The sequence below is a fragment of the Paramagnetospirillum magnetotacticum MS-1 genome (genome assembly GCF_000829825.1).
Taxonomy (GTDB): domain Bacteria; phylum Pseudomonadota; class Alphaproteobacteria; order Rhodospirillales; family Magnetospirillaceae; genus Phaeospirillum; species Phaeospirillum magnetotacticum.
The window spans coordinates 80,761-105,586 of record NZ_JXSL01000030.1; the positions used below are offsets into that span (position 1 = coordinate 80,761).

19 protein-coding genes are annotated in these 24,826 nt (G+C 63.9%); 12 read left to right on the forward strand and 7 right to left on the reverse strand.

The window, feature by feature from the left end; translation table 11 throughout:
* Positions 1 to 19 precede the first annotated feature (19 nt).
* Positions 20 to 1,393: a Hint domain-containing protein gene (locus tag CCC_RS21255; protein ID WP_082036614.1), complete on the reverse strand. Its 1,374-nt coding sequence runs from the start codon at positions 1,391 to 1,393 to the stop codon at positions 20 to 22.
* Positions 1,394 to 1,591: 198 nt separating this feature from the next.
* On the opposite strand from CCC_RS21255, the gene CCC_RS13045 reads away from it, so the two are divergent.
* On the forward strand, positions 1,592 to 2,284 hold the full coding sequence (locus tag CCC_RS13045) for a response regulator transcription factor (RefSeq protein WP_009870765.1): 693 nt from the start codon (positions 1,592 to 1,594) through the stop codon (positions 2,282 to 2,284).
* On the opposite strand, the gene CCC_RS13050 is transcribed toward CCC_RS13045, so the two are convergent.
* A complete protein-coding gene (locus CCC_RS13050) occupies positions 2,281 to 4,152 on the reverse strand; it encodes a sensor histidine kinase (RefSeq protein WP_009870766.1) in 1,872 nt (623 codons plus the stop codon). The two genes, CCC_RS13045 and CCC_RS13050, sit on opposite strands and share 4 nt — an antisense overlap.
* A gap of 131 nt (positions 4,153 to 4,283) precedes the next feature.
* Positions 4,284 to 4,739 (reverse strand): DNA polymerase III subunit chi, encoded by a 456-nt coding sequence (locus CCC_RS13055; protein WP_009870767.1) that lies wholly within the window; start codon positions 4,737 to 4,739, stop codon positions 4,284 to 4,286.
* 58 nt (positions 4,740 to 4,797) lie between these two features.
* On the opposite strand from CCC_RS13055, the gene CCC_RS13060 reads away from it, so the two are divergent.
* Positions 4,798 to 5,736 carry a glycosyltransferase family 2 protein gene (locus tag CCC_RS13060; RefSeq protein WP_009870768.1) on the forward strand — a complete coding sequence of 313 codons (939 nt, stop codon included), beginning with the start codon at positions 4,798 to 4,800 and terminating at the stop codon, positions 5,734 to 5,736.
* Positions 5,737 to 5,853: 117 nt separating this feature from the next.
* On the opposite strand, the gene CCC_RS13065 is transcribed toward CCC_RS13060, so the two are convergent.
* The 4 genes from CCC_RS13065 to amrS all read right to left on the reverse strand — a co-directional run bounded on the left by CCC_RS13065 (position 5,854) and on the right by amrS (position 11,159).
* Positions 5,854 to 7,320 (reverse strand): leucyl aminopeptidase, encoded by a 1,467-nt coding sequence (locus tag CCC_RS13065; RefSeq protein ID WP_009870769.1) that lies wholly within the window; start codon positions 7,318 to 7,320, stop codon positions 5,854 to 5,856.
* 47 nt (positions 7,321 to 7,367) lie between these two features.
* Positions 7,368 to 8,870 (reverse strand): leucyl aminopeptidase, encoded by a 1,503-nt coding sequence (locus tag CCC_RS13070; RefSeq protein WP_041042351.1) that lies wholly within the window; start codon positions 8,868 to 8,870, stop codon positions 7,368 to 7,370.
* Between the two features lie 142 nt (positions 8,871 to 9,012).
* A complete protein-coding gene (locus CCC_RS13075) occupies positions 9,013 to 10,002 on the reverse strand; it encodes a lysylphosphatidylglycerol synthase transmembrane domain-containing protein (protein ID WP_009870771.1) in 990 nt (329 codons plus the stop codon).
* A 68-nt stretch (positions 10,003 to 10,070) separates the two neighbouring features.
* A complete protein-coding gene (amrS, locus tag CCC_RS13080; RefSeq protein WP_041041800.1) occupies positions 10,071 to 11,159 on the reverse strand; it encodes an AmmeMemoRadiSam system radical SAM enzyme in 1,089 nt (362 codons plus the stop codon).
* Positions 11,160 to 11,173: 14 nt separating this feature from the next.
* Here amrS and amrB point away from each other — a divergent pair, with 14 nt between their 5' ends.
* The 10 genes from amrB to CCC_RS13125 all read left to right on the forward strand — a co-directional run bounded on the left by amrB (position 11,174) and on the right by CCC_RS13125 (position 24,807).
* Positions 11,174 to 12,580: an AmmeMemoRadiSam system protein B gene (gene amrB, locus CCC_RS13085; protein ID WP_236686381.1), complete on the forward strand. Its 1,407-nt coding sequence runs from the start codon at positions 11,174 to 11,176 to the stop codon at positions 12,578 to 12,580.
* Positions 12,581 to 12,616: 36 nt separating this feature from the next.
* Positions 12,617 to 13,177: a hypothetical protein gene (locus CCC_RS22180; RefSeq protein ID WP_152619773.1), complete on the forward strand. Its 561-nt coding sequence runs from the start codon at positions 12,617 to 12,619 to the stop codon at positions 13,175 to 13,177.
* Positions 13,177 to 15,372 (forward strand): xanthine dehydrogenase family protein molybdopterin-binding subunit, encoded by a 2,196-nt coding sequence (locus CCC_RS13090; RefSeq protein ID WP_041042353.1) that lies wholly within the window; start codon positions 13,177 to 13,179, stop codon positions 15,370 to 15,372. The genes CCC_RS22180 and CCC_RS13090 overlap by 1 nt, the downstream gene beginning before the upstream one ends.
* 14 nt (positions 15,373 to 15,386) lie before the next feature.
* Positions 15,387 to 16,163, forward strand: coding sequence for a 3'(2'),5'-bisphosphate nucleotidase CysQ (cysQ, locus tag CCC_RS13095; RefSeq protein WP_009870775.1), 777 nt, complete (start codon positions 15,387 to 15,389; stop codon positions 16,161 to 16,163).
* A gap of 371 nt (positions 16,164 to 16,534) precedes the next feature.
* A complete protein-coding gene (locus tag CCC_RS13100; protein WP_009870776.1) occupies positions 16,535 to 17,131 on the forward strand; it encodes a GNAT family N-acetyltransferase in 597 nt (198 codons plus the stop codon).
* Positions 17,132 to 17,184: 53 nt separating this feature from the next.
* Positions 17,185 to 18,153 (forward strand): L-threonylcarbamoyladenylate synthase, encoded by a 969-nt coding sequence (locus tag CCC_RS13105; protein WP_052473212.1) that lies wholly within the window; start codon positions 17,185 to 17,187, stop codon positions 18,151 to 18,153.
* Positions 18,150 to 19,553 (forward strand): FAD-binding oxidoreductase, encoded by a 1,404-nt coding sequence (locus tag CCC_RS13110; protein ID WP_041041802.1) that lies wholly within the window; start codon positions 18,150 to 18,152, stop codon positions 19,551 to 19,553. The genes CCC_RS13105 and CCC_RS13110 overlap by 4 nt, the downstream gene beginning before the upstream one ends.
* 83 nt (positions 19,554 to 19,636) lie before the next feature.
* Complete coding sequence (gene lptF, locus CCC_RS13115; RefSeq protein ID WP_052473214.1) at positions 19,637 to 20,734, forward strand: LPS export ABC transporter permease LptF; 1,098 nt, start codon at positions 19,637 to 19,639, stop codon at positions 20,732 to 20,734.
* 22 nt (positions 20,735 to 20,756) lie between these two features.
* Complete coding sequence (lptD, locus tag CCC_RS13120; protein WP_236686382.1) at positions 20,757 to 23,525, forward strand: LPS-assembly protein LptD; 2,769 nt, start codon at positions 20,757 to 20,759, stop codon at positions 23,523 to 23,525.
* A 16-nt stretch (positions 23,526 to 23,541) separates the two neighbouring features.
* On the forward strand, positions 23,542 to 24,807 hold the full coding sequence (locus CCC_RS13125; protein WP_009870029.1) for a peptidylprolyl isomerase: 1,266 nt from the start codon (positions 23,542 to 23,544) through the stop codon (positions 24,805 to 24,807).
* Positions 24,808 to 24,826: the final 19 nt, after the last annotated feature.

Sequence of the window (24,826 nt, forward strand, 5' to 3'; positions counted from 1 at the left end):
CACGGCGCCATCAAAGCACTCACTCCTCAGGAGCGCCTGGCGGCCTTGCGTTGTATCCCGCCAGGAACTGCTCCCTGGTCGGCCCATCCCCATAATTATGCACGTAATAGCCGCTGGCGACGTAGGTATTGTTCCCGATTAGATGGAGGTTGTAGACCACCGTTTCGGCAGGCGCGTCTTGTGACTCGATGGAACGCAGATCGACCGGGCCGCCGACGGTGATCAGGGTGTCACCGATGACAAGTTGAGTGACATTCAGGGCCGGATTGATCCGGTTGGTTACGTCCGGATCCAAGGACTTCCAGCCTCCGCTCGTCAGGAAAGGATGGTCCGCCGTCACGAAGAAATCCAGACTGTTAAGCGCATAGAGCCGACGCCCGTCGAGGCGCGGACGCCCGAATCCGATAACCTCGTTGATGGTGCCGTCCGTCCCTTGGACCTGCTCACCAATCTCCACGGTTTCAATTGCCTTCTCGCTGCCGTCAGCCATGCGGACGGGAGTTCCGGCGACGAAGCAACTGACGCTGGGAGCCGGAGTGCTTTGCTGAGGGGCGGCATGGGCTGCTGCCGTGGAGGTCAACACGCTGCCACCACCACCACCGGCATTGGTGAAGGAGACGATGTTCTCCGGGTCTCCGTGGCGATCCCGGTCCTTCAGCGAGGTCCCGGCATTTCCGAATGTGTAGCGCATGCCGAGCAGAGCGAAGCCTGGACCGGTATTGCCAGCGCCGGTGACGCCGAACATTGTCCAGGGAATCGAATCGTCCGGTTTCCATTCGATGATGGAATATCCCGTCCGGCTGTTGCTGAAGCCAGCACCGCCGAGCGTCAGCTTCAGATCGTCGCGCGAGTACCATGACAGCGCCAATCCGCCATAGCCCGACGAACTGGTGCCTTTGTTGGCGTCGCCACGCTGGATGCCCGCCGACGAGGACAGGGTATAATCGTCCAGGTAGGCCTCGGCTTCCAGGCCATGCCGGAAGATGTTCCAGGCGCCGACGCGCGACCACATGGTCGTGAGCCCCACCATGGCCTGATTGGGGTCGCGCCAGAAGATATGACCACCAAGCCCCCCCTGCCCACGCTCTCCACTTTGGCCGAGCGCCCCGTCAAGCTGTAAGCCGAAACTGTGACCAAGGGGTGCCGTACCCGTGATCGCCAAGAATTCGGACGGCTTGCCGCCGACAGAACCACCCGAGCCGTCAACTGTCAGGACAGGGGCAGAGACGGCCCTGTCGTCGCCAGCAAACACTTTGCCTCCGTGGAAGGCGGCACTGCCCGCAAAGAGCGCCACGCCAAACATCAGGCCCAAGGCCGTACGGCCGACACCACGAAATGCCGAATGCCTTACCGGCACAGCATGAAAATTTGATGCGGTCGAGCGGTTCATCATTAAGTCCCCATATCTCCGTGTCTAGGGCCCATGTCTTTCTCCATCTTAACGGAAGGCCAATCAGTCACTGAAACACGTAGAATTGACGATGATTCGACGGAAGTTCGATGAGCCACCGCATTGCCTTCACTCTTTCCATCGGAAAACCGACCCGGCATTATCCAGGCCAGGAGCCCGGCTGCGTTACGGAGGCCAAGGATGGGGACGATCATCGTCGTCGAGGATGATGCCGATCTGCGCGAGCAGATAGTGACCTACCTGTCTTTGTCGGGCTTCACGACCGCTGGTGTTGGCTCGGCGGCCGAACTCTATCGTCGCATGGCGGTCGAGGTGTTTGGCGTTCTCATCCTGGACCTACGGCTGCCGGATGAGGATGGCCTGTCCATCGCGGCCCATGTGCGGGCACACAGCAAGAGCGGCATCATCATGGTCACCGCCAGGAACCATGTCGAAGACCGCGTGCGTGGGCACGACGCAGGTGCCGACGCTTATCTTTCCAAGCCCGTGGATATGCGGGAGCTGGTCGCCGCAGTCAAAAGCCTGTTCCGCCGCCTGGGAGATACCGCACACCCGGCTGACCGGGGCGAAAGCTGGTGCCTGGACCGCGCCGCCTTCACCTTGTTCACACCTGGAGGCCTGTCGGTGGCGGTCACGCCCAATGAACTGTCACTGCTGCGGGAATTGGCGGAGTCGTCCTGCACCGTGGTCGGGCGCGGCGCCTTGCTCGGCGTTCTCGGATACGATCCAAGCGACGTCGGCAACCGCAACCTGGACGCCGCGTTGCGTCGCCTGCGCCTCAAGGTCGCTGAAAAGACCGGTGCTTCCCTGCCGATCCGAACCGTCAACTCGGTCGGCTATATGTTTTCCGAGGAAATGAACATCCGCGGCTAAGCCACCGGAATGGTCAGCGCGAAGGATGCTCCGCCCCCATCCCTCGGCCGATATGCCACCGTCCCTCCGTGCATGGTGGCGATGGTCTTCACCAGATGCAGGCCGATGCCGAAGCCTGAGGTCGATCCGCTGAGGGGACTGCGATAATACCTGTCGAAAATCAGTTCGGCTTCGTCCGGGCGCACGCCCGGCCCACGGTCCAGGACCGTGAAAATGATCCATCCGCCCAGCGCCTGGGCCACGACATCGACCGGCTGGTCGGCCGGTCCGTAGCGATGAGCGTTATCGATCAGGGCGTCCAGGGCGATTCCCAGCAGGGCACTATCGGCAAGGCATGTGTCCGGCAGAGGTGACATCTCGGCCCTGATCTCGCCGCGCCCTGTTTCCCGGTCCCGCGCCACGGCCTGGGCGGCGATGGCGGCCGGAGAAACCGGGCGCAGGTTAAGCTCCATTGCCTCGCTCCGCTCGCCATTCAGGCAGGTTTCGATCAGACCAACCAGTCGGGAAACCGCTTTGCGGATGGTGTTGAAACGGCGGGTGGCCTCGGGTGGGGCCGTTGGAAGCAACAGTTCAAGGACCTGAACCGCGCTGTCGATGACTGCCAGTGGAGTCTTGAATTCGTGCGTCGCCATGTCCACGAACGTCCGTTGGCGTTCCCGCGCCATCTTTTCGAGGACCAGGGCTGCGTCGGCTTGGGCTTGCTGCTGCCGCGTCACCACGAAGCGGTAGCCCAAGGCGAGAAAAAGAATACTGAGATGGATCATGGTGGCGATTATGTCGACCTGACGTCCCAGATCGAACGGGATGGTCGGAAAAACCAGTGCGCCGACCTCGACGCCCCAAAGCAGGACGATCGGAAAGAAGGCGCAGAGGTAGAATCTCAATAGAACGTCGCCGGGGTGACGCAGCACGAGAATGAAAGCCATCGTGATGCTGCCGATGCTGACAGCCAGCATGATCACTTGGGCATACTGGGCCAGAAGTGAAAAACTGTCGTGCGTCGCGAAAAATATGGGCGCCAGCATCAGGATGCCGCCCCAGCGGTAAACGCGGTGCACCAACGGAAATTCCTTCCTGATATCAAACATCAGGTCCCACATGATCATGAAGGCGGAGATGCCGCCAAACAGACCAATGGCACTGAGCAGATAGTTCAGGGGCCGACCGGCATCGGAAAGAATCACGGTGACGATGCCTGAATGGGTCGCTTCACGGCACATGCTCGTCACCACGAAAACGGCGTACATCAGCATGGACGCATCCCGCAGCCAAAGGCCGAGCAGGATATTACTCACCACGAACACAGCCATGACGCCGAAATCGATACCGTGAAGCGCCGACTGGCGGGCTTCCGCATAGGCCAAGGCAGTCGGGCGCCACAGCGCCGCCGCCTCGAAGCGAATCTTGTGTAGCGACGACAGCCGGATGTAAACCGTCGTCGGAATCTCTTCGGGCAGGGAAAGGTTGGCCGCGTGGAGACGTACCGCCACATCCAACTGCCGCGCGGGAAGCCGTCGGCCGAGAAGGGTTTCCGTGAAGCTACCGCCCGGCTTCGTCACATAGACCCGGACATCGTCGATATCCGGCTCTCCGAACGCCAGGACCCAGTCCTCAGCTGCCCCTGCCGTCCGCTTGACGGTGAAGCGGTACCACAAGGTCCCGCCGCTAATAAGGCCAGGACGGCGCGGTGTTACCGCCTCGAAAACGCCGTGCCGTGCCACATCCTCAATGCTGAACGCGCTTTCCCGGTCTTCCAGGAAGGTCAGATATCCATCCAGCGGGCGGCTAGCCGTCTCGACGGCGACAGTTGCGGGCAATGGTTCGGCATGGGCGGCGGACGCTCCGAACAGTCCCACCAGGAGCAGCAAGCCAAGGAATGCAAGCCTGCACCATCTGCCCCGGGAACCCCCAGCCATGAGTCCGCTCTTCCGCTCGAAACTGTGTATTAAACAGTATGTTGGCGCCCGATTTCGGGCAATGCGCAATGACTATACATTCGTTAAGTCCTTGATTTTTCCTCCCAGCCCCCGCGTTCTGTCTGTTGATAATAGACCAATTCGTGGCCCTCTGCCTTCCAGCGCTTCCAGCGCTCGCGCGCCTTCTCGACCGCTTCGGCATCGTTGCCGTCGAACAGGTCCAGGCAACGCTGGAACGCGCCCACCCGCTCCGAGGCCGAGCCGTCGCACATCACCAGGATGGTGGCGCCGTTGGGATTCTCGTCGGTGTGGGTCAGCCAGATGGGCTGCATCTCGGCCTCGCCGTCACGGGCCGAGCCATGGGGCAGCCAGGAATCGGGCTCGTAGGTCCACAGGCGCCCGTTCAGATCCTCGACCCGCTCTTGCGATCCGGCCAGCACCACGGCGCGAAAGCCCGCCGCCAGCGCCTTGTCCAGCAGTTTGGGCAATGCCTGTTCCAGCGGCAGGCGCATCAGGTGGTAAAAGCCGATCTGGGTCATGGCTCAACCTTTACCATGGGAATGGCGTTCCGGCGAGCCGTGGGTATAATCCCCCCTCATGAAGATTGCCGTCATCATTCCCTGCTACAGGGTCAGCCGCCATATCGAATCGGTTCTGGCTGGCATTCCCCAGACCATCCACCACATCCTGGTGGTGGACGATTGCTGCCCTGAAAGGTCGGGCGAGGTTGCGGCCAAGGCGGTCGATCCGCGCATCGAAGTCATCCGCCATCCGGCCAACAAAGGCGTCGGCGGCGCGGTGGTCACCGGCTATGTCCGCGCCCTGGAACTGGGCTGCGACATCTGCGTCAAGATGGACGGCGACGGCCAGATGGACCCGGCGGAACTGCCCCGTCTGCTGGAACCACTGATTTCGGGCCGGGTCGATTACACCAAGGGCAACCGCTTCCGCCATCTGCCGCAGTTGAAGACCATGCCGCCGGTGCGCCTGATCGGCAATTCGGCCCTGTCCTTCCTGGTCAAGGCGGCGTCTGGCCAATGGGGGGTGATGGACCCCACCAACGGCTATACCGCCATCCACCGCCGGGCCCTGGAAGAACTGGACCTGGGCCGTCTGGCCGAACGCTATTTCTTCGAAAGCGACATGCTGATCCAGCTGGGCATGGCGGGACTGCCGGTGGAGGACGTGGCCATGCCCGCCCGCTATGGCGACGAGGAATCCTCCCTGTCGGTGGCCAGGGTGCTGCGCGAATTTCCGCCGCTGTTGCTGAAGGGGTTCTTAAAGCGCCTGCTGTTTCGCTATTTCGTCAGCGACTTCACCATCGCCTCGCTTTATCTCCTGATCGGCGTGCCGCTGCTGGGTTTCGGCCTGGTGGAAGGCATCGGCCAATGGATCGCCTCGGTGGCCAGCGGCGTGCCGCGCACCGCGGGCACCGTCATGCTGGCCGCCATGCCGACCATCTTGGGATTCCAGCTCCTGCTGCAAGCCATCGCCCACGACGTCCAGTCGGCGCCGAGGGCTCGACCACCGTCATAGGCGGCGGCGACGAATTCACCACGAAGGCGCAGAGGCACGAAGGAACACAAAGCAGGAAAGTAAACTTTTCCTTCCCCCTCCTTCGTGCCTTCGAGCCTTCGTGGTGAATCTTTGTCCTTATCCCCCCGCCAAGGCGTCGAACAGCCTGACGCCATAGCCCGTCGCCGTCTCAGGACACAGAGGGTCGTCCTCGTCGGCGAATTCGCGTCCCGCCATGTCGATATGGGCCCAAGGCAGCCCCTCGGGCACGAAGTGCTGGAGGAAACGCGCCGCGTCGTCATTGTCGGGCACGTCGCCCCAGGAACAGTGCTTGAGGTCAGCGATATCGGATTTCAGATCCTCGTCGCAGGCCTCGGTCAGCGGCAACCGCCACAGGGGCTCGTCCTCGGCCTTGGCGTGCTTCAGCAAACGCTTGGCCAGCAGATCGTCATTGCAGTAAAGACCGGCATATTCCGCGTCCAGCAATTCCTCGGTGGTGCCAGTCAGGGTGGCGATGTCGATTATGGCGGCGGGCTTCAATCGCTCCGCCGCCCAGGCCAGGGCATCGGCCAGGACCAGACGCCCCTCGGCATCGGTATCGATCACCTCCACCGTTTGGCCGGAGAAGGATTTCACCACGTCACCGGGCCGCTGGGCCGATCCCGACGGCATGTTCTCGGCCAGGGCCAGCACGCCGCACACATGGGCCTTGGCCTTTCGGCCAGCGACGGCGCGCATGGCGCCGATGACGGCCGCCGCCCCGGCCATGTCGGCCTTCATGGCGTCCATGTCCTCGTCATCGAATTTGATGGTGATGCCGCCAGTGTCGAAGGTAATGCCCTTGCCCACCAGGACCAGCGGCTTGCCTTCGGCGCCCTTCCAGCGCAGCACAACGAAGCGGGGCGGCCGTTTGCTGCCTTGGCCCACCGCCGCCAGCAGATTAAGCCCCTGAATCCTGAGGGCCGCCTCGTCCAGCACGGTGACCTCGACGCCCAGAGCTTCCAACTGCCGGGCGGCCTGAGCGAATTCGTCGGGCCCCAGCACATTGGCGGGCTCGTCGGTGAGATCGCGGGCCAGGAACACCCCTTGCGCCACCGCCTCGCGGGCGGCGAAGAGCCGCGCCGCCGCGTCGGGTTCGGCGCAGCAGATCACCACATGATCCAGCACGGGCGGGACATCGTCCTCGTCATCAAGATCGTATTTCGTGCGGTATTTGGAAAGCGGGCGATAGCCTTTGAGCCGCAACCCATAGGCCAGCTCCGCCACCTGTTCAGGCGGCAGATCGAGCAGCACCGAGAATGATTTGGCGCGGCTTTCGTCCAACTCGTCCAGCAAGGCGGCACCGATGCGCCGCAACCGCCGGGCATCGAGCTTGCGCCCCTTGCCCAGCCCGAACACCACCAGACAGGCCAGGGGTGCCTTTGGCACCAGCAGCAGTTCGGTTTCCTCGGCATCGCCGTCAAAGCCCAGCCGCTTCAGCCCCTTGCGCAAGGAACCGTCCTCGTCCAACGCGGTAAAGGACGGCGTGGCCAGACGCCCCCGCCACAGCCCGACGGCAACAGCGCCGTCGAACGTGGCGGGAGGAGAGCGGAAGGTGATGCGCATTCCATGTCTCCCCCTCGCCCCCCTTTAAGGGGGGAGAGGGATTATTCCTACTTCTTATCCTCGTAGAAATCAGCCACCAGCCGGTCCAGCAGGCGCACGCCGAAAGCGGTGGCGCCCTTCGGGCAGGTGGCTGCGTCCTTCTTGCTCCAGGCCACACCGGCGATGTCCAGATGGGCCCAGGCCACGTCGTTGGTGAAGCGCTTGAGGAACTGGGCGGCGGTGATGGACCCGCCCTCACGTCCGCCCACATTCTTCATATCGGCGATATCGGACTTGATCTGCTTGTCGTAGGACTCGCCCAAAGGCAGGCGCCAAAGCTTCTCGTCCACCGCCTTGCCAGCCGCTGTCAGGCGGTCGGCAAGCTTGTCGTCGGACGCCATCAAACCGGCATATTCGTTGCCCAGCGCGATGATGATGGCGCCGGTCAGCGTGGCCAGATCCACCATGAATTTCGGCTTGAAGCGGTCCTGGGTGTACCAAAGGGCATCGGCCAGAACCAGGCGTCCCTCGGCATCGGTGTTGATCACCTCGATGGTCTGGCCCGACATGGAGGTCACCACGTCGCCGGGGCGCTGGGCGGTGCCCGAGGGCATGTTTTCCACCAGCCCGACCACGCCGATGGCGTTGACTTTTGCCTTACGGCCCGCCAGGGCGGCCAGGGCGCCGATGACGGCGCCAGCACCCGCCATGTCCCACTTCATGTCTTCCATGCCGCCGCCCGGCTTGATGGAAATGCCGCCGGAATCGAAGGTGACGCCCTTGCCGACGAAGGCCACCGGGGCCTCGTCCTTCTTGGCGGCATTGGACCAGCGCATGACCACCAGCTTGGATTCGCGCTCCGAGCCCTGGCCCACGCCCAGCAGCGAGCCCATGCCCAGCTTCTTCATCTGCTTCTCGCCCAGGACCTCGACCTCGACGCCGAGATCCTTGAGGCTCTCGGCCTTCTCGGCCAGCGATTCGGGGTGAATGATATTGGCGGGTTCAGACACCACGTCGCGGGTCAGGAACACCGCGTCGGCCACCTTGTCCAGCGTTCCAAACGCCGCCTTGGCATCCGATGCCGCATCGGTCAGCAGGGAAAGCTTCTTCAAGGAGGGCTTGTCCTCCTTCTTCTGCTTGGTCATGTATTTGTCGAAGCGGTACGAACGCAGCCGGGCGCCCAGCGCCGCCTGGGCGGCAAACTCGGCGGGCGACAGGGGCGAGCCCGGAATGACGTCGAGCGCCACCGCCACATCGGCATCGCCCGAGGTCTGCAACTGCCCGACCACCGTGCCTCCGAAGCCCTGGGCCGCCAGGGCGTCCAGATCCTTGCCCTTGCCCAATCCCACCAGCAGGACGCGGCTGAGTTCCAGCCCCGAGGGAGCCAGGATCAGCAGCGTCTGGCCCTTCTTGCCCTCGAATCGGCCCGAGGCGGCGATGGCGCGCGCCAGTCCGCCCTTGGCCTGGGCGTCAAGGGCCTGGGCAGTGCCGGTCAGCACCTTGCCTTCGAGAATGCCGAGGGCGATGGCCCCGGTGGTGGGCAGGGAGGGCTTGGAAAAGGCGATCTTCATGGACATCCTCGCGGCTCGGAACATTGGGATGGAATTCACTTCCTCTCAATGTAGCGCGCTGGGCCGGGAAGGAAAGAGGGTATGCCGTATTCCAGTGCGCGGAGCGCGGCGAAATGCGGCTAGGCCCAAGAGACCTGGACCATCAGGCCCCTTCGGTCTGCTTTTCCGCGTCGTCCTCGGCCTCTTCCTCGATATGCTCGATTTCGGCCATCTTGGGATGCTCGCCCGACAGCAGCCAGATCAGCCCGCCCGGAAGGGCGGTGACGATGCTGCTCAGCCCGAACATCAGGCCCAGGACGGCGGCCGAGCCGGGCGCCACGCCCACCCAGCCGAAGGCCACGATCATGATGTTTTCCCGCAAGCCGAAGCCCGCGATGGAAATGGGCAGCGTCAGCGCCAGGATCACCGGCGGGAACAGGATCAGACAGTCCAGAAGGGAGACGTCGATCTTCAGCCCCAAGGCCAGGGCATAGACCACCAGGGCCAGATTGGCATGACCGATAATGGCCACCGCCAGGGTCCCGGCACCGAAAGGCACACGGCGGATCAGCAGACGGGTATCACCCGCCAGATGGACCAGGCCCCGGACAATCCGCCAGCGATGAAGCGATACGGGCAGGCGGTCCAACTGGCTGAGAAAGGCCAGACCGGCAATGCCCGCCAGCGACAGCAGGGGAAAGACCCAGGTTCCGGGAACATCGGGCACACGGGCCAGCAAAAGCGGCTCCATGGCGGCGACCAGCAGCACCAGGCCTAAAATAGTGACGATCCGCTCCAGCATCACGGAATTGACGCTGGTCTTGAGCGACAGGCCGGAATGATGGGCCTTCCACATGCGCACCGCGTCGCCGAGAACGGGGGTCACGATGGAAAAACAGACGCCGATATAGAAGACGGGAAAGGCCTGGATCGCGGAAAAGGTCGATCTCAAGGCGCGCAGGACCAGCCACCAGCGCCCCGCCCCGATGACGATCTGGGCGATCCCCAGGGCCAGGGCCGCCGACAGCATCACGGGATCGATAGTCCTGGCCCGGCTCCACGCCTCGGTCAGATCGATATTGCGGAATGCGAACCAGATCAGTCCGACCGAAAGCCCCCCTTTGAGGAGCCACGGCAACCAGCGCTTCACCATATGTCTCGGGACCCATCAGGACGAGAGGCGGGAAGCTTTACCACATTCGGGGCGAAAGGGAATATGTCTCAGCGTTGAAATCTTACCGGCTGACGCTTGCGCCCCCAGGTCCCGGGCGCCGCCTCGAAGCGTCCTGGCAAAGGCGTGCCGCATTCCCGGCAATGCCCCTCAGGGGTCAGCGCCCAGGTGGACAGCTCGTACCAGTCCCGCCCGATCAGCAAGGCACCGCAGCCTGAGCAGTAGGTTCCGCCGCCCGCCGGATCATGGACATTGCCGGTATAGACATAACGAAGGCCGTTCCTGATGGCGATGTCGCGCGCCCGCGTGAGGGTCTCTGGCGGCGTGTTGGTCTTGTCCTTCATCTTCCAATCGGGATGGAAGGCGGAAAAGTGCAGCGGCACATCGGGGCCCAGCGCCGCCATCATCCATTTGGTCTGGGCGTCGATCTCCTCGGGAGAATCATTCTCGCCGGGGATCAGCAGGGTGGTGACCTCGACCCACACATCGGTTTCGTGCTTGAGGTAAACCAGCGTCTCCTTCACCGACTCCAGATGGGCGCCGCACAGACGGTGATAGAAATCCTCGGTGAAGGCTTTCAGATCCACATTGGCCGCGTCCATATGAGCATAGAACTCGGCCCTGGCCTCTGGCTTGATATAGCCCGCCGTCACCGCCACGGTCTTGATGCCCTGCGCGTGACAGGCCTTGGCCACATCCACGGCGTATTCCAGGAAGATCACCGGATCGTTATAGGTGAAGGCCACCGAGCGGCAGCCCAATTGCACCGCCCCCTTGGCGATCATCTCGGGATCGGCCATGTCGTTGAGGCGGTCGATCTCGCGGGCCTTGGAGATGTCCCAGTTCTGGCAGAACTTGCAGGTCAGGTTGCAACCCGCCGTGCCAAAGGACAGGATGGGTGTGCCGGGCAGAAAATGGTTGAGCGGCTTTTTCTCCACCGGATCGACGCAAAACCCGGAGGAGCGGCCATAGGTGGTCAGCACCATCCGGCCAGCCTCACTGGCGCGCACGAAGCACAAGCCGCGCTGTCCGTCGTTCAATTTGCATTCGCGCGGACAGACATCGCACTGCACCCGCCCATCCTCGAGCGTCTGCCAGTACCGTCCTGGAAAATGCGAACCCTGGATAGCGTCAGTCATGGGGGAAGAGTACCATGCCCCAAGAAGATTTTCGCGCCCGAGGCAACCCCATGACCGCCATCCGCCCCACCGCCGTGGCCGGACAGTTCTATCCCGCCGATTTCGCCGAGGCCAACCGGCAGCTTAGCGCCTTTCTCGACCATGCCGTCGCCGCACCTTGCGCTGGCAGGCGGCCCAAGGCGCTGATCGCGCCCCATGCGGGCTGGGTCTATTCCGGGCCGGTGGCGGCGGGAGCCTATGCCCTGCTGCGGCCCTTCCGGGGCTCGTGGTCGCGCGTGGTTCTGCTGGGGCCCAGCCATCGGGTGGGGTTCCAGGGCATGGCGCTGTGCTCCTCGGACCAGTGGGCCTCGCCGCTGGGCGCCGTTGCCTTGGACAAGGACTGGTCGCGTCTGGCGGGCGTGGCCGGGGTGGGCGTTCTGGATCAGGCCCATGCCCAGGAGCATTCCCTGGAAGTGCATGTTCCTTTCCTTCAGGCCACCATCGGCGACTTCACCTTGCTGCCCGTGGTGATCGGCGATGCCTCGCCCGACATGGTGGCGGGGCTGCTGGACGCCTTGTGGGGCGGTGACGAGACGCTGATCGTCATTTCCACCGATCTGTCCCACTATCTGCCCTATGACCAGTGCCGCGACACCGACGGCCAGACCGTGGCCGCCATCGAGCATTTCGACGCCTTGGCCATTTCCCGCGATGGCGCCTGCGGCCGCATTCCGGTGGGCGGATTGCTCACCGCCGCCAAGCGCCGCGGGCTGGAGATCGTGACGCTGGACGTGCGCAATTCCGGCGATACGGCGGGACCCAAGGACCGGGTGGTGGGCTATGGCTCCTGGGCATTGTTCGAGACGGAGAACAGCATGAGCGAAGCCGACCGGATCAAGGCCATGGGCCAGACTTTGCTGGACCTTGCCTGGGCTTCCATCCGCCACGGGCTGGAAACGGGCAGCCCCGCCCCGGCGCCCACTGAGCGCCCCGGCATTCTGGCCCAGCCCGGCGCGGTCTTCGTGACGCTCAACCGCCAGGGCGGCCTGCGGGGCTGCATCGGCTCGGTGATCGCCTGGCGTCCCCTGGCCGAGGATGTGGTGGACAACGCCTTCAAATCGGCCTTCAAGGACCCGCGCTTTCCCCCGCTGAGCCCAGCGGAGCTGGAGGGGCTTTCCCTGTCGCTTTCGGTGCTGACACCGCCCGTCCCCATGACATTCAAGGACCAGGAGGACATGCTGAACCAGCTTCGCCCGCGCATGGACGGGCTGATCATCGAGGATGGCGGCCTGCGCGCCCTGTTCCTGCCCTCGGTCTGGGAGCAATTGCCGGACAAGCACCAGTTCCTCGCCCATCTCAAGGCCAAGGCTGGCATGGCCGTGGACCACTGGTCGCCCGGCTTCAAGGCGTCGCGCTTCCAGGCGGTGGAGATCGGCAAGTGAAGCAATCAATACTCTCTCACGCCGAACGGACTAAGTATGGAAAAAATATCTAATTTTCAAAGTGTATTTCAGCTTGCCGTCGCGCTGAACCTTGCCGTCACGGCATTTAGCTCCATAAGAAAGAATGGAGAATCCGCCATTCTCCTGAGGATTAGCGAACTAGACCGTATAATTGATTTGATCATAAAATCAAGAACGCTAGATAAAGAAGCAAAAACGAAAAAGGCGGATCAGGCACTAGAGAAGGCAGACGCCAAGCTCACAATTTACCGGGAGTTTAAATCTAAATTTTTCTTAAACTCAAAATCACACAGGATATACGATGATGAACTAATGATATTTATGGTTGTCTCCGCATGTACATCTTTTTACCCGCTGCTTTACTCATCTATATCCCCAGAAGCAGAAATGCACGTCGTCACCATGGTAATAGTTTCTATACTTCTATACGCATCACTTACTGTTGATATTTGGCGTAGCATCACAGCCCATCGAAAATTTAATCATGACTTTCGCGATCAAATTGCATCTCTTTCAACATCCATAAAGTTGATGCGCAACGCCGATAGAAAGAGACACCCGGAGTTGTTCGAATGATCCCTCGCTTCGGTTTCGGTCAAAGCCATACCCGCGTCGAGGACCGGCGCTTCCTTACGGGCCGTGGATGCTACACCGATGACGTCAACCTGACCGGTCAGTCATACGGCATGGTGGTGCGCTCGCTGTTGCCTCACGCCGATGTGAAGGTCAATGCCGAGGCGGCGCGGAGCATGCCCGGCGTGCTGCTGATCCTGACCTATGCCGAGATGGCGGAGCAGGGCGTTGGCCCCATGGTCTGCGGCTTTTTGCCCGAGAATGCGGTGCCACGCCATCCCCGCCCCGTCATCGCCGGCCCTCGGCCGCGCCATGCGGGCGAGCCCCTGGCCTTCGTGGTGGCCGAGACCCTGGATCAGGCCCGCGACGCGGCGGAAGCGGTATTGGTGGACTATCACCCCCTGCCCCCGGTGGCCGAGGATGCCTTCGTCTGGGAGATGGGTGACGCGGCCAAGGTCGCCCAGGCCTTCGCCCAGGCCGCCCGCGTGGTGGAACTGAACCTCATCAACAACCGTCTGGCGCCGACGGCCATGGAGCCCCGCGCCTGCCTGGCCCGGCCCTTAGCCAGCGGACGCCTCGAACTGACCTCGGGTAGCCAGGGTGTGCACGAGATCAGGGATCGCCTTGCACCCGTCCTGGGCATCAAGGCCGAAAGCCTGGACGTCATCACCCCCGATGTGGGCGGCGGCTTCGGCCTCAAGATCAGCCCCTTCCCGGAACAGGCCATGGCCCTGGTGGCGGCACGCATACTCGACCGACCGGTCAAGTGGACCGCCGACCGCACCGAAAGCTTCCTCACCGACACCCATGGGCGCGGCCATGTGAGCAATGCGCGCCTGGCCCTGGATGCAACGGGACGCTTCCTGGGCCTGCAGGTGGAGACGGTGGCCGATCTGGGCGCCTATATCTCCAATTACGGCGCCTATGTGCCCACCCTGGCCGGGACCGGCATGCTGACCGGGGTCTATGACATCCCGGCCTTCCACGCCCGCGTGCGGGCCGTCCATACCAGCACCACGCCGGTGGACGCCTATCGCGGCGCGGGCAGGCCCGAGGCGGCCTATCTCATCGAACGGCTGGTAGACACCGCCGCGCGAGATACCGGGCTGTCGCCGGTGGAGATCCGCAAGCGCAACTTTATCCCGCCCGAGGCCTTCCCCTATGCCAGCGCGGGGCGCCACACCTATGATTCCGGCGAGTTTGCCCGGGTGATGGATGTGGCTTTGGAGCGATCCGGCTGGGCCGAATTCGAAACACGCCGCGCGGAAAGCAAAGGCCGCGGAAAGATGCGCGGCATTGGCCTGGCCTATTACATCGAGATTTGCGGCGGCACCTCGGGCGAGGACGTCACTTTGACGCTGACCCCCGATGGCGGCGCCGAGATCCTGGTGGGCACCCAATCCAACGGCCAGGGTCACGAGACCGCCTATGCCCAGATGGTCGCCGCCGAGCTTGGCCTGGCGATGGAGCGTATCCGGGTGGTCCAGGGCGACACGAGGCGCATCGCCAAAGGCGGCGGCGCCGGCGGATCGCGCTCGCTGTCCCAACAGGGCGGCGCCATCGCTTCGGCCGTGGAATCCTTTATCGAGCATCTGCGTCCCCAGGCCGCCAAGCTGTTGCAGGCCGAACGAGCGGAATTCGAGTCGGGCCGTTACCGGGCGGGAGAAAGCTCGGTGTCCTTCGCCCAGGTCCTGGCCGAAGCCGGAATGCCGCTCTCGGCCTCCCTGCGTTTCCGCCCTCCCGCCTCCACCTTCCCCAATGGCTGCCATGTGTGCGAGGTCGAGGTGGACCCGGAAACGGGCGAGACCGAGATCGTCCGATATACCATCGTCGATGATGTGGGCACCGTGCTCAATCCGCTGCTGCTGCGGGGCCAGATCGTCGGCGGCGCCGTCCAAGGCATCGGTCAGGCCCTGCTGGAACATGCCGTCTTCGATCCCGAAAGCGCCCAGCCGCTGACGTCGAGCCTGATCGACTATGCGGTGCCCCGGGCGGCCCATATCCCCGAGATCGACTTTTCCACCGTGGAAATCCCCTGCCGCACCCATCCTCTGGGGCTCAAGGGCGCGGGCGAGGCCGGAACCATCGGCGCGGCGCCCGCCGTGATCAACGCCGTGTGTAATGCGCTGGGTATCCGCCATATGGACATGCCCGCCACGCCTCTGGCGGTTTGGAACACCTTGAACGGAAAGCCTTGAATGGAACGCCTTGAATGACCCTGCCTACCGATCTTTCGCCCCTGCTCGCCCCCCTGGAAGACCTGGCCCGCCAAGCGGGCGCGGTAATCATGGAGGTCTATAATTCCGACTTCGCCGTGCGCGACAAGACCGACGCCTCGCCGGTTACCGAGGCCGACGAAAAGGCGGAGGCCATCATCTTGCCGGGACTGGCGGCGCTTACCCCCGGCGTGCCCGTGGTGGCCGAGGAATCGGTGGCGGCCGGGCGCATTCCCGAGATCGGCTCCGGCCCGTTCTGGCTGGTGGACCCCCTGGACGGCACCAAGGAATTCATCAAGAAGAACGGCGAGTTCACAGTGAATATCGGCCTGATCAGAGACGGCGTTCCGGTGTTGGGCGTGGTGCTGGCACCGGCGCGCGGCGAATTATGGTCGGGCACCGGCACCACCGCCTTCAAGGCCGATTCCCAGGGCCGCCGCCCCATCGCCTGCCGCCCCATTCCTGCCACGGGCGCCGTGGCCATGACCTCGCGCTCGCACCGTAACCCCGAAGCCATGGGCAAATGGCTGGCGCAATTTCCCGGCGTCAGCCTGGATTTCGCGGGCTCGTCCCTGAAATTCTGCCTGGTGGCCGAGGGCGCCGCCGATCTCTATCCCCGCTTTGGCCCCACCTGTGAATGGGACATCGCGGCGGCCAGCGCCGTGCTGATGGCGGCGGGCGGCAGTGTCGAAACCTTCGAGGGCAGGCCCATGGCCTATGGCAAGACGCCCAAATTCCTCAACCCGGACTTCATCGCGCGGGGCAAGGCGTAATTCCCTCAATAAGCGCGACCGCCAAAACGTGACAGCACTGAAAAGATCTTGATTTTTTGGCTGATTTGCGAGACCATTTGTGGGTGACGGGACCTCCCGCCACCAAACAGCCGCCGTAATGCACGTACGGTGACTTGGAGACAGCTCACAACCGGAAATGGTTGTGGCGGCGCGCGACACCGCCCCTGGGGCCGTCCCTACGACAAGCGTCAGAAAAGGCCGCTGGCTCGTCCGGCGGCCTTTTCGTTTGTGGCGATAGCGCGGACCCAGCCAATTCGCCATGCCTCCATGCGTTGAGGCCCTAGCGATTTATGTTGCAGTGCAGCATAAACATCCTATCTCATGGTCAGACCAGTTACAGGAGGTCGGCCATGCTGATCCGCAGACTTTACACCCACGAACGCGCCGATTACGCCGCCCATCTGCGGCGGCTGTCGCCCGATGACCGCCGCTTGCGCTTTGCCCGCTCGGGCGTAGCCGATCAGGTGATCGACGATTATGTGGCCGCCATTGGGGCGGGCGACCTGATCCTGGCTGCGTTTGCCGATGACGTACTGGTGGGCGCCGCCCATGTGGCCCTGAACGGGTCCGTGGCCGAAGTGGGCGTCAGCGTCGATGGGGGTCACCGCACCGACGGAATCGGTTCGCAGTTGCTGCGTCAGGCCGTCGCCTTCGCCCGCAACCGCCGGGCCGAAAAGCTTTACACCCTGTGTCTGTCGGACAACCGGTCCATGGTGGCTCTGGCGCGGCGCACGGGAATGACGGTCCATTTCGAAGGCGGCGAGGCCGAGGCTTTCCTGGACTTGCCCCCGCCCGACCCGGTGACGGTGACCGAGGAAATCAACAGCGGCCTGTTCGCCGTCTTCCACGATTGGGCCGAGATGATGGATACCTACAGCGCCATGCTGGTGAATGCCTCTTCGGCGGAGCCCATCTTGGAAGCGACAGGATTGGCGCGGACGGCCTGACGGGGGGCTTTCGCCCCTTTCCCGGCCGGGGGAGAATGAATTATGGTTCGGGCATGAGCCAGCATTCCCGCATCGAAATCCTGTCCGCCAGCCCGGCCGCCATCGCGCGGGCGGCCCGGGAACTGGCAGAGGGCGGACTCGTCGCCTTTCCCACCGAAACGGTCTATGGGCTGGGCGGCGACGCCACTTCGGACCTGGCGGTCGCCGCCATCTTCAAGGCCAAGGGCCGCCCCAGTTTCAACCCGCTAATCGCCCATGTGAGCAGTCTGGATCAGGCCGCCGCCCTGGTGGAGATCGGCGCGGACGCCCATCGTCTGGCCGAACGTTTCTGGCCCGGCCCCCTGACCCTGGTGCTGAAACGCCGCGCCGCCTCGCCCGTATCGCTACTGGCTTCGGCGGGACTTGATTCCGTGGCGGTGCGCATGCCCGACCACCCGACGGCCCTGGCCTTGATCAAGGCGGCGGGGCGCCCCCTGGCGGCGCCCTCGGCCAATCTTTCGGGCCGCGTCAGCCCGACCCGGGCCGACCATGTCGCCCAATGCCTGGATGGCCGCATCGCCATGGTGCTGGATGGCGGGCCGTGCCGGGTCGGCGTGGAATCCACCGTCTTGGACCTTACCGAGGAACCGCCGACCCTGCTGCGCCCCGGCGGCGTCACCGCCGAGGAACTGGAAGCCGTGCTGGGCCGCCCCTTGCGCCGCGCCCTCGAGACCCCGGACGCGCCGCGCTCGCCCGGCCAGTTGGCAAGCCATTACGCGCCCTCGCTCCCCGTGCGTCTCGATGCCCTGGCCGCCGAACCCGGCGAGGCGTTGCTGGGCTTCGGCATCGCCCCGGAATGCGTCCTCAACCTGTCGCCCAAGGGCGATCTGGACGAGGCCGCCGCCCATCTCTTCGCCATGCTGCGCGCCCTGGATCGTCCGGACTATCTCGGAATCGCCGTCATGCCCATCCCCGAGCGGGGACTGGGATTGGCCATCAACGACCGTTTGAAGCGCGCGGCCGCGCCACGGAGTCCCTCTTGAGTAACATCGACCAATTGGCCGCCATCGTCGGCCCCGGCAACGTCATCACCGACTCCAACGACCTCGCGCCCTATCTGGTGGAGGAGCGCGGCCTTTATCACGGCGCCGCCTTGGCCGTGGTCCGCCCAAACTCGACCGCCCAGGTGGCCGAGGTGGTCAAGCTCTGTGCGAGCGCTGGCATTCCCATGGTGCCCCAGGGCGGCAATACGGGGCTGTGCGGCGGGGCCGTGCCGTCCGAGGACGGGCGGGCCGTGGTGATCTCCACCGAGCGCCTGACCCGCATCCGCGCCGTGGATCCGGTGGACTTCACGCTGACCGCCGAGGCGGGCTGCATCCTGTCCAATCTGCAGCAGGCGGCGGCCGAGGCGGACTGCCTGTTCCCCTTGAGCCTGGGCGCCGAGGGCTCGTGCCGCATCGGCGGCAATATCTCCACCAATGCCGGGGGCACCAATGTGCTGCGTTACGGCAATACCCGCGATCTGGTCCTGGGTCTGGAAGTGGTGCTGCCCGACGGGCAGGTGTGGAACGGCTTGAAGCGCCTGCGCAAGGACAATACCGGCTATGCGCTGCAGCATCTGTTCATCGGCGCCGAGGGCACGCTGGGACTGATCACCGCCTGCGTGCTGAAGCTGTTCCCGCGTCCGCGCGAGATTGCCACCGCCTTCGTGGCCCTGTCCGATCTGGAAGCCGCCCTGCCGCTTTTTGCCCGCGCCCGCACCGCCAGCGGCGATTCGGTCACCGCCTGCGAACTGGTGCCGCGCATCGGTCTGGAATTGGGAATGCGCCATGTGCCAGGGGTGCGCGATCCTTTCGAGAGCCCCCATGACTGGATGCTGCTGCTGGAATTGTCGTCGTCACGGCCCGGAGGCTTGCGCGACGCCCTGGAGGAGGTGCTGGGTCAGGCCTTCGAGGACGGGTTGGCGGTGGATGCGGTGATCGCCGAAAGCGATGCCCAGCGCTCCGATTTCTGGCGCATCCGCGAGGCCATCCCCGAGGCCCAGAAGAAAGAGGGTGGCTCCATCAAGCATGACGTGGCGGTGGCAACCTCACGCGTGCCCGAGATGATCCGCCGATGCACGAGCGCGGTCGAGGCCGCCATGCCCGGCATCCGGGTCGTGCCCTTCGGCCATCTGGGTGACGGCAACACCCATTTCAACCTGACCCAGCCACCAGATGCGGACAAAGCCGCCTTCCTCACCCGCTGGGAGGAGATGAACCGCATCGTCCACGACATCGTGGTCGAAATGGAAGGCTCCATCTCGGCCGAACATGGGATCGGCCGCCTGAAGGTGGACGAACTGGTCCATTACAAGCCGGAAATCGATCTGAATCTCATGGCGCGGATCAAGAAGGCCTTTGATCCCAATGGGTTGATGAATCCGGGAAAGATCCTGCGCTGAATCGTCACAGGCCCGCACCTTTCGCTGTTCCACCGCAAGCCGCGTGTCTATAATCCGCCCCCATGTCGGGGATCACGCGATACATGATGCGCCAGATGCTGGTGGGGATGATTTTCGTCTCCGCCGCCCTGGCCTGCGTCTTGTGGCTGACCCAGTCGCTGCGCTTCGTCGAGATGATCGTCAACAAGGGCCTGTCCATCGGCGCCTTCCTGAAACTGACCATCTTGCTCATGCCGGGCTTCCTGGTGGTGATCATCCCCATCTCGCTGTTCGCGGTGGTGCTCTTCACCTACAACCGGCTGATCGCCGACCGGGAACTGATCGTCCTGCGCGCCGCGGGCCTCAGCCACCTTTCCCTGGCGCGGCCCGCGATCATTTTGGGACTGGCGGTCAGCGCCGTGGGCTATCTGCTCAGTTGCTGGATCATTCCGCACACCGTGCGCAGCTTTCATGAAATGCAATGGACCATCCGCAACGACATCGGCAATGTGTTGTTGCAGGAAGGCATGTTCAACAAATTCGGCGAAGGTCTGACCATTTACGTCCGCTCGCGCACTCCCAACGGCGAACTCACGGGCCTCTTGGTCCACGACAAGCGCCACCCCCAGCGCGCCGTCACCTTGATGGCCGAGCGCGGCGCCCTGGTCTATACCGAACAGGGCCCCCGCGTCCTGATGATCAACGGCAACCGTCAGGAAGTGACGCCGGGAACCGGCAAGCTGTCCCTGCTCTATTTCGACAATTATACGGTGGACTTCAACACCGCCACCGGCAACAAGCCCGACCGCTTCCGCGACGCCCGCGAGAGGTCCACCCTGGAACTGCTGTCCATGGATGACAGCATGGAAAACAAGGGGGAACTGCGCCGGTTCAAGTCCGAGCTGCATTCCCGCCTGGCCTCGCCGCTCTATAATCTCGGCTTTCCCTTGCTGGCGGCGGCGGTGTTGCTGACGTCGGGCTTCGACCGGCGGGGGCAGACCGTGCAGGTGATGGTCTCCGCGGCCCTGATGGTGGCGGTCCAGGCCCTGGCCTTGGGCGCGTCGAACCTGTCTTCCGGCAATCTCGCCTTCGTCCCGCTCATCTACCTCAACGCCACCCTTCCCATCGCCTTCGGTCTGTGGGTCCTGGCGCGGCCGCCATGGCCGCGCCGCCGGACCGCGCCGTCCCTCGGCGCCGCGTGACGGAATCCTCAGGGTGACCACCGTGCCAAGCTCCCGCCATCTTCTCCTCGTCTCCTTGTTGTCGGCCTCCTCGGCGCTGACCGCACCGGCTTGGGCCGACGTGGTCACCGAGCAGAAAGCCTGGCCGGAAGCCGGAAGCTGGGGACAGGCCTGGGGCGACGATGACCCCGCCGCCCAACGCGCCCCTGCGCCCAGGACACCCCGCGCGGCCCCTCCTCAGTCCGCTCCGGGCTACGTGCCCCCACCCGCCGCCGCCGCCCTTCCCGGCCGCCCGACAGCCCCCGCCGCCCAGGCACCTGTCCGTGGCGCCCCGCCCCTTCCGGTCACCGAGATGGGCGCCGCCTATCCCGAGACGGGAGGCTGGGGTCAGGCCTGGGGCGAGGACGAGCCCGCCGCCGCTCCGCCGCCGCGCAGCCGCGCCATCCCCTCGACCATCGTCAACTCAGAACCGGCGCCGCGGCAGACACAGGCGGCCCGCCCCGCGCAGGCGCAACCCTCCATCCGGGCGGAAGCCTCTCCCACGGCCCAGGCTCAGCGCTCGGCCTCGCGGGCCATGGAACGCGCCTCGGTGATCATGCGCGGCGAGGACGAAAGTGGCGACGCGGTCGGACTGAAGCGCCCGCCCAGAATCATCCCCCGCGCCATGCGCAGCGTCAAAACCACCGAAGATGGGAATGAGCCGGTCCATATGGTGGCCGATCAGGTGATCTACGACCGCGAATTCAACGTGGTCACCGCCAAGGGCCGCGTCGAGATGATGCATGAAGGCCGCACCATCTCCGCCGATACGGTCAGCTACAACATGAAGCAGGACGTCATGGGGGCGTCCGGCAATGTGGTGCTGACCGAGCCTTCGGGCGAGGTCACCCATGCCGAATATTTCGAACTGACCGGCGACTTCAAGAACGGCGTCGCCCGCGACATCCGAAGCATAATGGCCGATAACTCCCGCCTTGCGGCGCAAAGTGCCCAGCGTGTCGGTGGCGACCGCACGGATTTCGACCGTGCGGTCTACACCGCCTGTGAGCCTTGCCGTGACGATCCCGACCGCACGCCCCTGTGGCAGGTCAAGGCGGTACGCGCCACCCACAATCAGGCCGAGGCCCAGGTGGAATACCGGGATGCCTGGCTGGAATTGAAGGGCATCCCCGTCGCCTATACGCCCTACTTGTCCCATCCCGACCCGACCATCAAGCGCCAGAGCGGCCTGCTGGCCCCGATTTTCGGCATGAACAGTTCCCTCGGCCCATCCATCAGCACGCCTTATTTCCAGGTGGTTTCGGAGAACGAGGACTTCACCCTGACGCCGCGCTTCATGCTGGATCGGCTGGCCACCTTCGACAAGCCGGACAAGGACGTTCCCACCTCGGTCTTCAAGCGGATGCAATTGGCGGGGCAACATCGCTGGCGCGGCATTCATGGCGAAGCGATAACCACGGCCAGCATCGCCGCGGATAAATTGACGCCTGGAATCAGAGGCCATATCGAGTCCAAGGGCCTTCTGGAACTGGACCGCACATGGCGGGCCGGGTGGCAGGTCCAGCATCAGTCGGATCTGGCGTACCGCTCGCTTTACCGCATCCGGACCGAAGAGGACCGGCCATGGCTGATGAACCGCCCCTATGTGGAAGGCTTCAGCCGGCGCGGTTACGCCATGGTGGAAGCCATGTCGTTCCAGGGACGGCGGGTCATCGAGGATTCCAGCAAGTCGCCGGTCGTCCTGCCGCATATGGTCTACAGCACCGTCAGTGCGCCGGGCTGGGCAGGAAGTTATTGGTCGACGGATTCCGATGCCCTGGCCTATACCCGCGAGGTGGGGACCCAGGCCCAGCGCCTATCGTCCAAGGTCGCCTGGAACCTGCCCATCATCTCGCCTGATGGGCAGGTCTACGCCATTTCCACCTCCGTGCGCGGCGATGGCTATCATGCCGATCATCTGACCGGTACATCCAAGACGTCGGGAAGTTCTGGACGGGCCATTCCCGAGATTGCCGTCAAATGGCGATACCCCTTCACCCGCCTAGGACAAAGCCTCACCCAGGTGATCGAACCGGTGGCCATGGTGGCCCTCAGCCCCAATTCCGGCATCGATTCGCGAATTCCCAACGAGGATTCCGTGGCTTTCGAACTGGACGAGACCAATGTGATGCGGCCGAACCGCCTGCCCGGCCTGGATCAGACGGAAGGCGGCGCACGTGGCGCCTATGGCATGCGTTGGGCGGCCTACCCGTCGCGGGGCGGCTCCATCATCGCCCAGGCGGCGCAAGGCTGGCGCCAGCACAAGGCCTCCACATTCGCAGCTGGCAGCGGCTTCTCCAGCACGCGTTCCGATTATGTCGCGCGCATCGACGTCACGCCCATCGGCAATCTGACGCTGCGGGACCGGGTCCGCCTGGACAAGGATTCGCTGGTGATGCGGCGCAATGAAGCGGGCTTTTCCATCGGGCCTCCGCTCCTGAGCTTTTCAGCCGATTACGGTTTGATGTCGCCCAGCACGACCAGCAGTAATACGTCCAATACCATCTACGCCAAGCGGCAATATATTAATTACGGCCTGAACTCGTCCATCTCGCGCAATTGGCGGAGTTCCCTTTCGCTCAATCAGGATCTGGCCAGCAACGGCGGCACCGTCGGCTGGACGGCCAATACCATGTACAGTGACGAATGCTTTGCCATCGTGGGCGCATTCAACCGTTATCACTCGGACGTCGCCGGTCTGCTGTCCGGATATCATTTGAGCCTGACCGTGGTCTTGAAGTCGCTGGGCGAAGCGCCCTTCAGCGTCTTCTAGAGGGAGGAACCCAAGAATGCTGGCCCGCGCCGCAATCGTCCTGAACGCACTCCTGTTCGCGTGCGTCCCGCTTTCCTGGGCATCGGCCCAGGATGTGGACAGAATCGCCGCCGTGGTCAATGACGAGATCATCTCGATCCGCGACCTGGATGCGCGCCTGAAACTGGCCATCACCGTGTCGGGCCTGCCAGACAATATCGAGAGCCGTCGCAGGGCGGTTCCCCAGGTTCTGCGCAAGATGGTCGATGAGCGCATCCAGGCCCAGGAAGCGGCCCGCCTCAAGGTTTCTGCTGGCACCGAGGACGTGGCCCGCGGCCTGGCCAATGTGGAAAACCAGAACCGGATGCCGCCCGGCTCTCTGCTGACGTCACTAGCCAAGGCTGGCGTCGATCCGGACGCCGTCAAGGATCAGATCAGGGCGGACATCATCTGGGTCAAGCTGATCATGCGCTCCCTCCAGCCGACCATCAAAGTGGGTGAGGACGAGATCACCGAACGCCTGGAAACCATTCGTCAGCAATTCGGGCAGCCGGAATTCATGCTGGCCGAAATCTTCCTGCCGGTGGACAGCCCTCGTCAGGAAGAGGAATCCAAGCGCCTGGGCGAACGCCTGATCGAACAATTGCGCGCTGGCGCTCCGTTCCAGGCGCTGGCCCGTCAGTTTTCCCAAAGCGGATCCGCCAGCAATGGCGGCGTCCTGGGCTGGCTGTCGCCCTCCACGCTGGAGGACGAAGTGCGCGATACCGTCATGTCCATGAACAAGGGGCAGGTCAGTTCCCTGATCCGCACCGGTTCCGGCTACGCCATCCTGGCTCTCATCGATAAGCGTGTCGCAGGCGAGACCTTCGTCGGCGATCCTTTGCTCAGCATCGTCCAGGTCTTTTTCCCGATTCCGCCCGGCGCCCCTCCCATCAGTCAGCTGATTGAGAAGGCCGCCGAATTGACAGCTCCGCTCAAGTCCTGCCCCGAGTTGGAAGATATGGGCCGCAAGCTCAATTCGGAACAATCGGGACGCCGCGACGGGGTCACCCTTTCCGTCATGCCGCAGAACCTGCGGTCCCTGGTGACCAATTTGCCGATCAACAAGGCCAGCCCTCCCGTCAGCACAGGCAACGCCCTGATGGTGGTTATGGTTTGTTCGCGCGACGAGAACGCCACCAAGGGCGGCCTGCCATCCCGCGACGCCATGCGCCGCATGATCGAGGATGAACGGCTGGAACTGTTGTCCAAGCGCTATCTGCGCGATCTGCGCCGCGCCGCCTTCATCGACTTCCGGCTTTGACCGCGTTTGACCCGATGAA